This window comes from Hydrotalea flava (genome assembly GCF_001623405.1).
GTDB classification, from domain to species: Bacteria; Bacteroidota; Bacteroidia; order Chitinophagales; family Chitinophagaceae; genus Hydrotalea; species Hydrotalea flava.
In genome coordinates this window covers 1-11,688 of record NZ_LUHG01000028.1, presented here as the reverse complement: position 1 = coordinate 11,688, position 11,688 = coordinate 1, and the positions used below count along the sequence as shown (strand labels likewise).

The 11,688-nt window shown below is 36.0% G+C and carries 11 protein-coding genes, 1 tRNA gene and 1 pseudogene; 2 read left to right on the top strand and 11 right to left on the bottom strand.

The window, feature by feature from the left end:
- Positions 1 to 368: 368 nt before the first annotated feature.
- Together truA and A0F92_RS01225 are read right to left on the bottom strand one after the other, a co-directional pair.
- Positions 369 to 1,127 carry a tRNA pseudouridine(38-40) synthase TruA gene (truA, locus tag A0F92_RS01230; RefSeq protein ID WP_068240875.1) on the bottom strand — a complete coding sequence of 253 codons (759 nt, stop codon included), beginning with the start codon at positions 1,125 to 1,127 and terminating at the stop codon, positions 369 to 371.
- A gap of 10 nt (positions 1,128 to 1,137) precedes the next feature.
- The gene (locus A0F92_RS01225) at positions 1,138 to 2,280 is read right to left on the bottom strand and encodes a DUF4476 domain-containing protein (protein ID WP_068240873.1); all 1,143 of its coding nucleotides are present in this window, start codon (positions 2,278 to 2,280) and stop codon (positions 1,138 to 1,140) included.
- 211 nt (positions 2,281 to 2,491) lie between these two features.
- Here A0F92_RS01225 and A0F92_RS01220 point away from each other — a divergent pair, with 211 nt between their 5' ends.
- Entirely contained in the window at positions 2,492 to 4,945 is a 2,454-nt protein-coding gene (locus tag A0F92_RS01220; protein WP_068240871.1) for a M1 family aminopeptidase, read from the top strand.
- Between the two features lie 91 nt (positions 4,946 to 5,036).
- Here A0F92_RS01220 and A0F92_RS01215 read toward each other — a convergent pair whose 3' ends face one another.
- The 6 genes from A0F92_RS01215 to gap form a co-directional block, all read right to left on the bottom strand.
- Positions 5,037 to 5,831, bottom strand: coding sequence for a DUF6263 family protein (locus A0F92_RS01215; protein ID WP_068240869.1), 795 nt, complete (start codon positions 5,829 to 5,831; stop codon positions 5,037 to 5,039).
- A gap of 131 nt (positions 5,832 to 5,962) precedes the next feature.
- On the bottom strand, positions 5,963 to 6,694 hold the full coding sequence (locus A0F92_RS01210) for a TPM domain-containing protein (RefSeq protein WP_068240866.1): 732 nt from the start codon (positions 6,692 to 6,694) through the stop codon (positions 5,963 to 5,965).
- 46 nt (positions 6,695 to 6,740) lie between these two features.
- Positions 6,741 to 7,202, bottom strand: coding sequence for a TPM domain-containing protein (locus A0F92_RS01205; RefSeq protein WP_068240864.1), 462 nt, complete (start codon positions 7,200 to 7,202; stop codon positions 6,741 to 6,743).
- A gap of 17 nt (positions 7,203 to 7,219) precedes the next feature.
- Complete coding sequence (locus A0F92_RS01200) at positions 7,220 to 7,813, bottom strand: LemA family protein (RefSeq protein WP_068240861.1); 594 nt, start codon at positions 7,811 to 7,813, stop codon at positions 7,220 to 7,222.
- A 233-nt stretch (positions 7,814 to 8,046) separates the two neighbouring features.
- Entirely contained in the window at positions 8,047 to 9,243 is a 1,197-nt protein-coding gene (locus tag A0F92_RS01195) for a phosphoglycerate kinase (protein WP_068240858.1), read from the bottom strand.
- 96 nt (positions 9,244 to 9,339) lie between these two features.
- A complete protein-coding gene (gene gap / locus A0F92_RS01190) occupies positions 9,340 to 10,353 on the bottom strand; it encodes a type I glyceraldehyde-3-phosphate dehydrogenase (RefSeq protein ID WP_068240855.1) in 1,014 nt (337 codons plus the stop codon).
- A 241-nt stretch (positions 10,354 to 10,594) separates the two neighbouring features.
- On the opposite strand from gap, the gene A0F92_RS01185 reads away from it, so the two are divergent.
- Positions 10,595 to 10,666, top strand: a tRNA-Glu gene (locus A0F92_RS01185).
- A 106-nt stretch (positions 10,667 to 10,772) separates the two neighbouring features.
- Here A0F92_RS01185 and A0F92_RS01180 read toward each other — a convergent pair.
- From A0F92_RS01180 to A0F92_RS01170, 3 genes and pseudogenes are all read right to left on the bottom strand, one after another.
- Positions 10,773 to 11,048 carry a hypothetical protein gene (locus A0F92_RS01180; RefSeq protein WP_167516707.1) on the bottom strand — a complete coding sequence of 92 codons (276 nt, stop codon included), beginning with the start codon at positions 11,046 to 11,048 and terminating at the stop codon, positions 10,773 to 10,775.
- Positions 11,049 to 11,068: 20 nt separating this feature from the next.
- Positions 11,069 to 11,479 carry a sialate O-acetylesterase gene (locus tag A0F92_RS01175; RefSeq protein ID WP_068240848.1) on the bottom strand — a complete coding sequence of 137 codons (411 nt, stop codon included), beginning with the start codon at positions 11,477 to 11,479 and terminating at the stop codon, positions 11,069 to 11,071.
- Positions 11,480 to 11,494: 15 nt separating this feature from the next.
- A pseudogene (locus A0F92_RS01170) lies at positions 11,495 to 11,688 on the bottom strand (sialate O-acetylesterase); the annotation flags it as partial.

Here is an 11,688-nt window from a genome sequence, read left to right as displayed (position 1 = left end):
CTATCTTACCCCTCTTCTTATCCCGCATATCCCCTCTCTCACTTCCCCTCTATCGTTATTGGGGTTGCAAAAGTAATAACCCTACTCTTCCCTACCAAACTTTTTTAAACCTTTTTTTGAAAAAAAAATTGTTGATTGATTCGGTAAAAGAACTTGTTTTTTAAAAAAACGGAATGCAAAGATAAACTACTGAAAATCAACACCAAAATCTTTTTTGAAACTTTTACAATTTAAAAGAAAAACTTCTGCTGAATGTTTTCTAAGAACTACCATTTTTTTTGAATGGGCGGCGAAGATACAAGCATTTGGGAAACTACCAAACTTAAATTGAAAAAAAAGAAAAGGATATCGCTAATGCTGTATGAAAACTATTCAAATTCAACAGGTATTAGTTGAAAAGGGAAATGTACCTTTTCTAAAAATAATCCATGCGCCGGGCTACTGAAATTAGCAGATGCAATTTTTTCGGCATGAAAAATGGCTTCAAATTCTGACAGACTAATGATGCCTCTTCCTGCCTGTAGCATGGTGGCTACCAAGGCACGAACCATACCCCGCAAAAAACGGTTGGCAGTAATAGAATATACAAGCATTCCACTTTGATTTATTTCCCAGCCCGAGCTTTCTATGAAACATTTAAAATTGTTAACCTGACAATTTTTCTTTGAAAATGAAGTAAAATTATTTTGAGTTAAAACTATTGCTGCCGCTTGGTGCAAAGCATCTTCTTTCAAAACATAAGGATAATACCAACTGGTTTCTGTAAGAAACGGATTTTTTATGCGATGCATATAATACTTGTAAGCTCGGGAAGTTGCATCGAAGCGACAATGTGCATGAATGGGCACCTGATATAAATTCAGGATGACAATATCCTTTGGCAAAATAGCATTTAGGTTATATAAATGCTTTTGATGTATTTGTATTTCAGTATCAAAATGAAAAAAATTTTGTCGGGCATGTACACCGGCATCGGTTCTGGATGACCCTGTTAACTGAAAAGGGATTTTCCATAATACCTGCATGGCCTTCTCTATTTCTGATTGAATGGTGGCAGCATTTTCCTGAATTTGAAAACCACTGTACCGGGTACCTTTATAGGATACTTCTAAAAAATAACGGGGCATTGACTACCAATTAATTGTTTTTTTCAAGTAATTTAAACTGTTCGATAATATTGGGATCGATAAACTGATTGATTAAAGAATGAAAATTTCCAACATCAACTATATGGTTTTTTGCAGCAGCGAAAAATTGTAACCTGTTTTGTTGAGAAAGAAATAGTATGCCCAAATTTTTAATTTGCTCCACTGTATAACAGTTTTTTTCAAACGCTTTTTTGGCTGCATCTATCATGGCTGCATCAGTATTAGAAGATGCCATATCGATTCTTGTTTTGTTAAAATCTTCTTTCGAAGCAGGAATACAGGTTGGGGTTGAATTAGGCACTACTTCAGTTGCCGGTTTATGATTCACTGTATCGGCATTTACCGGTGCAGCCGTTTGTACAGTAGTTTTAGTTTCAACCGGGGTTTCTGCAACCACATTAGTAGCTGGTTGCACCTCAGCTCGAGGGGCTTGTTTTAGGGGAATAAACACAGCAATAGTATCTGCTTTAGCCTGTGATTTATCAACATAAATTTGATCTAATCCCTGAGCACCCATTTTTTCAAAAGTTTTTGATACAATACTGTTCTTATTTTGAGTAGCAGTAGTTTGCATTTTAGACACCGTTTTAACTACAGGCGGTGGCATGGTTACTGCATTTGTGTTTGCTTTGACTGCAGCATTGTTTATTTGATTGGTTACTTCCTGCGCAACGCTGTCTTTATTTTGCATATTGGGCTGAGAAACAGGTGTTGTAGTTGTATCCCCCATTTTTTCATTCTGCACGACTTCAGCTGATTCTGTAACCGGCAAGGTGGCAGCAATAACCAATTCATTACTTAAACCATTTAATTGCCAGTTTCCTGTTTCACTTTTGGTAATATTATAACCCGCATCCTGATCGGTTACCGGAATGGTAAAATTTAAGATCAAATTCGGATTTTGCTGCCATTGTAATTGCACCTGATGGTCCCCGGGCATTAGTTTGGGTATAATTAAATATCCGCCAGAAGTGGATGTCCAATCCTGCTGATTGATATGAACAGTGTATGGCTGCCTATTGGCAGACTGTAAATAGATGAAATGATAATTTTGAGTATACCCTATTGCATGAAACATCAATAAACCAATTACTATTAAAAATAATTGCAGGTAATTTTTTTTATAAACCATGTGCCGGAAAAGTTTATACAAATCTAACAGAAAAAAATGGAGCCTGATACATTGATAAAATCACGTAATTTTTTTTTATGTTTTTGGGTTTCTTTAACCAATTCTGTCTTTGCTCGTATTATCTTTATTGCCCTTTATTAAACCATACCGATGAATATGGTTCGTTTTCATTTGGGTAAATCAAAGTTAAACATTCAATTAAAAAAATCACATGAAAAAAATTTTTATTGTTTTACTTGTTATCGTTCATTCCACTGCATTTTCGCAAAATAAAAATGACTGGCAAACCATTTACAGAGGATTTGCTACCAAAATCAATGATTTAGTACATACAAAATTGGAAGCATCATTCGATTATGAGCATAGTTACTTAAATGGCAAAGAATGGGTAACCTTAAAACCCCACTTCTATCCAACCGATTCATTAACCTTAGATGCCAAAGGCATGGATATTGACAAAGTAGCCGTAGATAAAAACGGCAAACTAACTCCACTGCAATACCGGTATAACAGTATGCAACTGAAAATTCAGTTAGACAGAACTTATACACAAAACGAAAAATATACCATTTACATTCAATATACCGCTAAACCTAATGAATATAAAGGAGAAGGAAGTGCTGCAATTACCGATGCAAAAGGTTTGTATTTCATAAACCCCTTAGGAAAGGATAAAAACAAACCAACTCAAATATGGACGCAAGGAGAAACAGAATCTAATTCAGTATGGATTCCTACTATTGATAAACCGGATCAAAAATGTACGGATGAGTTTATACTAACAGTACCCGATAAATATGTTACCCTTTCAAACGGCAAACTCATCAAACAACAAAAAAACAACAACCATACCCGTACAGATACCTGGTTAATGGATTTACCGCATAGCCCTTATCTGTTTTTTATTGGCGTGGGTGACTATGCCATTGTGAAAGACAGTTATAGAAGCAAAGAGGTATCATACTATGTTGAAAAGCCATACGAAAAAGTTGCAAGAAAAATTTTTGGGCATACACCTGAAATGATTCAGTTTTATTCGAATATACTTGGAATTGATTTTCCCTGGCAAAAATATGCGCAAATTGTAGGCCGTGATTATGTAAGCGGCGCTATGGAAAACACCACCGCAGTGCTGCATCAGGAAAGTGCACAGCAGGACGCTAGACAGTTAACTGATGAAAATATTTGGGAAGAAACTATAGCACATGAATTATTTCACCATTGGTTTGGCGATTTGGTTACCTGTGAAAGTTGGAGCAACCTAACCGTAAATGAAAGCTTTGCCAATTACAGCGAAGTATTGTGGGATACTTATAAATATGGAAAAGAAGCGGGCGATTATCAGAATTGGAAAGATATGAATGATTATTTTTTAAGTAATACTGACAATAAAGATTTGGTTCGTTTCTATTATCAGAACAGGGAAGATATGTTTGATGCCGTTAGCTATAATAAAGGCGGTCGAATTTTACATATGTTACGTAATTATGTTGGTGATAGTGCATTCTTTAAATCGCTCAATTTATATTTAAACACCTATAAATTTGGCAATGGAAGTGCCGTTAAACTCAGGCTGGCTTTTGAAGCAGTTACCGGAAAAGATTTAAACTGGTTTTTTAATCAGTGGTATTTTGGAAGTGGGCATCCTGCTTTGGATATTAGTTATATATATGATGAAAAAGCGCAGTTAGAAAAAGTAATTGTAGAGCAAAAACAAATTTCAGGAAAAATTTTCAGGCTTCCGTTTGCCATTGATATTTACACAGGTGAAAACAGACAACGGTATCAGGTTTGTGCCGAAAACAAGGTGGATACCTTTTATTTTAAAGTATCGGAAAAACCCAATTTAGTGAATGTAGATGCTGATAAAATTTTATTAGCCCAAAAAACAGACCATAAAACTGTATCAGAATTTTTTTATCAATATAATCATGCACAAAACTTTTTAGACAAAAGAGAGGCATTGATTTATGGCAGTAATCATTTAGATGATGTGCTGGGCTATACCCTGGTAGAAAATGCATTATATGATCCATTCTTTAGAATTAGAATAAATGCGTTAAATATTTTTAACAATACCAATCAGAGCCTGCATCAGCCAACTATTGATAAAATTGAAAAATTAGCAAAAGCTGATCCTAAAAAATTAGTAAGGGCAAGTGCTATTGATGTATTGGGAAAATTAAAAAATAAAGACTATAAAAACTTTTTTGTAGACGCTTTACAAGATTCATCTTACTCAGTTGCCGGAGCTGCATTAAGTGCATTAAGTAAAATTGATAGTGCAGAAGCTTTTAAACAAGCATTACAATTAAGTAAAGTAACTGCAAAAGGCCATTTACGCTCAGCCATTGTAAATACCTTTATTCATTATGGAGATGCAGATAATTTTGATTATGTGGCTTATAACTTTAATGCCTTACCCGTTGGGCAGGAAAAGTTTGAGCTATTGCCCGATTTTACTGTATTTCTGTCTAAAATAACTGATAGCACACAATTTAAAAAAGGAATAGATTACATTATACAATTCAAAAATGATATTCCACAAGCTTACCATGAACAAACAGATCCTTTTATTAAATTATTTCTCAATGAATTAAAATCTAAAAAACATGGATTAGGACAAATGAATTTAGCCAGATACATTGAAGAAAAATTAAAATAAAATACCGTGCATAACCTATAAAAATGCCGTACCTATTGAAGCAGGTACGGCATTTTAGTAGTACCAGGTGTTGAAAATTTAAAATACTAATTTATTCTACAGTGGTTACAATTGTTCCTTTTGAAGTAACTGGTGCAGATTGCCCCATCATTTCCATGGTACCGGTTAAATCAACATTACTTGTTTCGTTGATTAACAGCCCATTGGCTTTGTTGTATGTTCGGGTTGCAATAGCTTTCCCGGTAAGGTTTTGTACAATATCCATACCATTTCTATTGATATTTTCTTTTAAAGTGATATTGGCATGCATTTCAACTACAACTGCATTATCACTCACCTGTTTAATGGTAGCATTGCTCACAATTTTAGAAGAAGAATCGGATACAGTTGAATCAGTCCAGCTATATCCTTCTTTAATATCAGTAGGTTGAAGTGCTAATACATACTTGGCCTGATCATCAGCACCACCCATTTTTATAATGGCATCTAATTTTTGTGACTGAGCAATCATTTTACCATTTTTAATCTCAATAATATTAGGTGTATTCAGTGCTTTAAATAAATCGGCCATTTGAGGATTATTTCTTAAATTTTGATCATCTGAATCAAAAGTTTGATCCTGCCCCATCACTTTTACTTCTCCTTTAATATGTTTCATCGTAGCAGAAAAAGTGTATCCATCAGCATTAACAGCTTTGATGGTATCTAAAGCAGTGGTAACCGCATTAGTAACGGTTTCAATATCCTGGCCGGCAAAATTGAGATTTGTATTTACTTTAATATCGGTAATTGTTTTAAATGGAGTGCCCGGTTGTAATTTAATAGTTTGGGCTGAAACTGAAATTATACCCGGTAAAATGAATAAACATAAAAATAAGTGTTTCATGATTTTTTGATTAAATAGTAATTAATTTATGTATCAAAAATATGGGTTTCTAGTATGCAGCATCTATTTGCATATTATTTTTTTGATCAATGCAATTTAAAGTAAGCTTTGTAACTATCTTTTTTGAGCATTTACCAACCACCACCGGCACCGCCGCCACCGCTGCTTCCACCTCCAAAGCCGCCAAAGCCACCGCTACTTCCACCCCAACTACCTCCACCTCTGTTGTTTAACATGCCTGAAAGTAAAATAGGTGCAATAAATCCACCGCCACCACCGCTGCCGCCACCTCTTCTTAATATAAAAAAAACAATTAATAAAAGAATGATAAAAATAATGGCACCACTACCCATGGGTTTGTCTTGTTTTCTTGCCACTTTATATTCCCCAACAGCAGCTTTAGCCAAATCATCTACCGCATTATTTAAACCTTGATAGTAATTTTTATCTCTAAAGGCGGGCACTATTTCATTTCTATAAATTTCTGAAGTAGTAATATCTGGAATAGCGCCTTCTAAACCATACCCAATTTCAATCCATACTTTTCTGTCATCAATAGCTGCTAATATTAAAATACCGTTGTTTGTTTTTTTATTACCAATTCCCCAAGCCCGAAACAACTTATTGGCATAATCGGCTACATCATACCCATTTAACGTTTTTACCAACACAATTGCAATTTGGTTGGAGGTAGAATCATCTAATGCCACTAACTTTTGTTCAAGTGCTGCATTCTGTTCGGCAGATAGTACGCCGGCATAATCATTCACCAACCGGGGTGGATTGGGTTTAGGTAAAATATCTTGTGCTAAACAAAAAAATGTTTGCAACAATAAAATGCTTATCAGTATAATTTTTTTCATTGACTACTATCCTGCGCCATTGGCTGTTGTATTGCATTAAATGAAACTAATCGCCAAAAACAATATCATCGGGTAACTCGTTGGTATCGGTTTGTTTATTAAAAGGAAAATGTAACTGCAATGCAGAACCTATTTGCGCTATAATTATTGCAATGCCTTCTGCAAAATGTTGCGCATTAAAATGACTGATCATTTTCTGAACCGCATCTTCCCAAAAATTTTGTCCTACTTTTACATGTATGCCTTCATCGCCAAAAACAGCCAGTTTTCTGCTTTTTACAGCAACATACACCAATACCCCGTTACGTTCCCGGGTATCATGCATGTTTAATTGGGTAAATAACTCCTTTGCCCTTTCAACCGGGTTACTATTGGGGCATGTATTTTCAATATATACCCGAATTTCACCACTGGTAACCAGTTCAGCTTTTTGAATGGCTGCAACAATCTGGTCTTTTTCTTCCTGCGAAAAAAAATCAACCGGCTTTTTTTTGGAGAAGATACCCATCTGTATTATATATTATATTATTTTATATTAAACTGAATTTCCGGGGCTTTTTCTGTTCCAGGATCTGCCTGATAATAGGGCTTTTCAGTAAAATGAAAAATACCTGCAAAAATATTATTCGGGAAAGTGCGCACTTTTAAATTGTATGCATTTACTGCCGTATTATAATCTCTTCTGGCTACATTGATTCTGTTTTCGGTACCTTCTATTTGTGCTTGAAAATCTTGAAATGCCTGTGTGGTTTTTAAGTTAGGATACGCTTCGGCAACAGCCATTAAACGGCTAAATGCACCTTGTAACTGACCCTGTGCCTGCTGAAATTTTTGCAAGCTTTGCGGATCGTTAATATCTACATTTACGCTGGTAGCCTTAGCACGTGCATCAATTACCTCTTTTAAAGTAGATTTTTCGAAATTTGCTGATCCTTCAATTGTTTTAATAACACTATTATACAGATCAGTTCTGCGTTGATAGTTGGTTTCTACATTACTCCACGATTGTTTTACGGCCTGTTCGCCCTGTACCAATCCGTTATAGCCATTACAGCCGCAACCGCCTAATAAAAGAATGATTGCAGCAATTACAATTAAAGTAAGGGTTTTTGTGTTCATATAAGCTGGTTTATTGATTTGTAAAAATATTAAAATTAAATTATTTTTTTAATTAGTACATTGATGACTAAAATTTAATTTTTCACTCCACACCAAATTGCTTGTAAGATAATTGTTTGTTGTTAATTAATGGGCTACATTTTCAAAATATATGCCTAAAAAATAATTTCAGACGAAATGACACAAAAAAACCACCCTTTTCGGGTGGTTAAATATGTATGCATACTTATTATTTAGTTGTTGATTGCAGCAATACCGGGCAATTCTTTTCCTTCAAAATATTCAAGCATGGCACCACCACCGGTACTAACATAACTTACTTTATCTGCAAAGCCAAACTGGTTTACCGCTGCAACGCTATCGCCCCCGCCCACTAAGCTGTATGCTCCATTTTGAGTAGCGGTCGCAACTGCAATAGCAATCGCTTTTGTACCATGTTGAAATTTTGCCATTTCAAAAACGCCCATAGGCCCATTCCATAAAATGGTTTTTGCAGCATGAATTACATTGGTGAACTGAATGCAGGCTTCGGGGCCAATATCTAGACCCATCCAACCATCGGGTATATTGTTAGAAGGTGCCGCAGAAGTTTCTGCATCGGCAGCAAATTTATTGGCAATGATACTATCGCCGGGTAAGTGAATACATACCCCCTGTTTCTCAGCCTCTATCAATAATTCTTTTGCAGTTGAGAGCCGATCATCCTCACATAATGAATTGCCAATATTACCACCTTTTGCTTTCATAAATGTGTAAGCCATTCCACCACCTATAATAATATCGGTTGCTCTTTTTAACAGGTTTTGAATAATTAATATTTTATCAGACACTTTGGCACCGCCAATGATGGCAACAAAGGGTTTTTCAGACTGGTGCATGATTTTTTCGGCACTGGCCACTTCTGCTTCCATCAATAACCCAAACATTTTTCTATCTTTTGGAAAAAACTGCGCTATCACTGCGGTAGAAGCATGTGCCCGATGCGCTGTTCCAAAAGCATCGTTTACGTATACATCTCCTAATTCTGACAATTTTTCGGCAAAGGCTTTATCGCCTAATTCTTCCTCTTTATAGAAACGAAGATTTTCTAACAACAACACTTCGCCGGACTTCAATGCTGCTGCTTTTGCAAAGGCTGGTGCACCAATGCAATCATCTGCAAATTGAACAGAAGTTCCATTTAATAAAACCGATAAATGTGCTACCAAATGTTTTAAAGAATATTTTTCAGACGGTCCATCTTTTGGCCTTCCAAAATGACTCATTAAAATAACACTACCGCCATCTTTCAAAATTTTTTGAATGGTAGGAATAGTAGCTTTCATGCGATTATCATCTGTTATTTGATAATTCGCATCTAAAGGCACATTAAAATCAACCCGAATTAAAGCTTTATGCCCTTTGAAGTTAAAATTGGAAAATTTGCTCATAAAATTTTTTTAATCAGAATGAAAGCATTTCAGTAGAAAAAGCTTTGTATTTATTACATTGTATCATTAAAAAAGCCGGCATACACCGGCATTTTATTATTTTTTAATTAACCCTGCAAAATAATGAACGGTGCGAACCAATTGAGATACGTAGCTCATTTCATTATCGTACCAGCTTACTACTTTTACCAATTGTTTATCACCAACGGTAATCACTTTGGTTTGTGTTGCATCGAATAAGGAACCATAGTGCATGCCTACGATATCGCTACTTACAATTTCATCTTCATTATAACCAAAACTTTCATTACTGGCAGCTTTCATTACTGCATTAATTTCTTCAACTGAAGTTTTTTTAGCAAGAATAGCAGACAATTCAGTTAATGAACCTGTAATAACTGGAACACGTTGTGCACCACCATCTAATTTACCTTTTAATTCAGGCAACACCAAACCAATGGCTTTTGCTGCACCGGTGCTGTTGGGAACGATATTAGCAGCGGCTGCACGGGCTCTTCTCAAATCACCTTTAGGATGGGGGGCATCTAAAGTATTTTGGTCGTTGGTATAGGCATGAATAGTGGTCATACTTCCTGCTTCAATGGTAAATGCATCATTCAGTGCTTTGGCCATTGGGGCTAAGCAGTTGGTGGTGCAAGATGCACAGGAAATAATGGTTTCAGAACCATCTAAAATATTGTGGTTTACATTAAATACCACTGTTTTTAAATCACCGGTAGCGGGAGCAGAAATAAGTACTCTTTTAGCTCCGGCGGTTAAATGTGCTTCTGCTTTTGCTTTATCGGTGAAAAATCCGGTAGATTCAATCACTACATCTACCTGATGGCTACCCCAGGGAATTTGTGCCGGATCGCGCTGTGCATAGATTTTAACTTCATGTCCGTTTACAATAATTGAATTTTCTGTAGCAGCAACAGTGGCATTAAATCTGCCCTGTGCACTGTCGTATTTTAATAAATGAGCCAGTACTTTCGGACTGGTTAAATCGTTTATAGCAACTACATCAATACCTTCCATGTTAAAAATCTGACGATATACCAACCGGCCAATTCGTCCAAAACCATTAATGGCAACTTTAACTGTACTCATTTTTACTAGTATTTAAATGATTAAAAAGATAAATCGCTGCAAAATTAAAACATTGTTGCCAACTATCCATTTTGTATTTATGTTATGGCAATGATTTGAAAAGAATTGACAGAAATCAAATCAATGATTCCCATACGGCGTAAACAAAAAAGTATATATTTATCAGGGGGAAAAAATAAATTCCTTAAAAAATTTTGAGGGATACCAGCCGACCCCTATTTTTGCACTCCCAAAAACAAATGGAGCGTTGGTCAAGGGGTTAAGACGCATCCCTTTCACGGATGAATCACGGGTTCGATTCCCGTACGCTCTACGAAAACAGTACACAAAAAAGCTGCAAATTTATTTTGCGGCTTTTTTTATCATTGACCTTTCTAAAATTCAATTTCTGCCTATAAATATACATTCAATTCATATTTTTATTTATCATTCGCAGCATTCAACTTCCAATTATCAGTTCTGAAGGCGATTACAGGTAAATGATTGCTACCAAACAAATTACCAATAGCAGTATTTCCAAAGGCATAACGAACAGCAATAGGATACTGTACTTTACTGCTCCATACCATTAATTGATTGCCTTCAATGTTTGCAGCAGCCGGATAAAATACTTTATCAGCACCGGCAACCCATATTTGTTGCACATTGGCCCCGTTCATCAGTAATCCGCCTCCGGTGTCTTCAAAACTGAGCAATACTTTGTCGCTATTTATAGTTACATTTTTAAGATGAGGCGATTGACAGGTAATGTTTTTCCACTCATAATTTTTGCCAAAGCCCAATTCGCCAACAGATCACCCACATCATGTTTATTTTTGGGATGGATATTTGAAGTATCGGTAACCAAATCAGAAATTACTACCATACCAACATTGGGATATGCTGCTGCCTTACTTTGTTGTTCCTGCAACAAGGCACCAGCGTAAGGTTCACCATAAGCAAAAGGAGCAATTTGTACATAATAAAACGGGAAATTATATTTCCATGCTTTACGCCAGGTACCCATCATTTCAGTAAATAGTTTTGCATACGTATATGGATAAGCTGTATTTGTTTCGCCTTGATACCAAATTGCACCGGCAATAGCAAAACGTGCAATGGGTGCAATCATGGCATTAAAAGCCACACCGGGTTCATGAGGTCAAAATTCGGAAGGTTTTTGTTTTTTAGCTGCCATCAATAATTCCTCATCCTTGCGAATAATAGAATCTGGCGTCCACACTTCTGCCGGTGTGCCACCCCAACTGGCATTGATCAAAGCGATAGGCACATGCAGCGAATCTTGCAGCTTTTTCCCAAAAAAAATAGGCAGCTGAGCTAAAGGTTTGTACGTTG

Bases quoted from the DNA above. Each gene is read 5' to 3' on its own strand.
- gap (WP_068240855.1), bottom strand. From the start codon at position 10,353: ATGAGTACAGTTAAAGTTGCCATTAATGGTTTTGGACGAATTGGCCGG.
- A0F92_RS01200 (WP_068240861.1), bottom strand. From the start codon at position 7,813: ATGAACACAAAAACCCTTACTTTAATTGTAATTGCTGCAATCATTCTT.
- A0F92_RS01195 (WP_068240858.1), bottom strand. From the start codon at position 9,243: ATGAGCAAATTTTCCAATTTTAACTTCAAAGGGCATAAAGCTTTAATT.
- A0F92_RS01215 (WP_068240869.1), bottom strand. From the start codon at position 5,831: ATGAAACACTTATTTTTATGTTTATTCATTTTACCGGGTATAATTTCA.
- A0F92_RS01205 (WP_068240864.1), bottom strand. From the start codon at position 7,202: ATGGGTATCTTCTCCAAAAAAAAGCCGGTTGATTTTTTTTCGCAGGAA.
- truA (WP_068240875.1), bottom strand. From the start codon at position 1,127: ATGCCCCGTTATTTTTTAGAAGTATCCTATAAAGGTACCCGGTACAGT.
- A0F92_RS01220 (WP_068240871.1), top strand. From the start codon at position 2,492: ATGAAAAAAATTTTTATTGTTTTACTTGTTATCGTTCATTCCACTGCA.
- A0F92_RS01225 (WP_068240873.1), bottom strand. From the start codon at position 2,280: ATGGTTTATAAAAAAAATTACCTGCAATTATTTTTAATAGTAATTGGT.
- A0F92_RS01210 (WP_068240866.1), bottom strand. From the start codon at position 6,694: ATGAAAAAAATTATACTGATAAGCATTTTATTGTTGCAAACATTTTTT.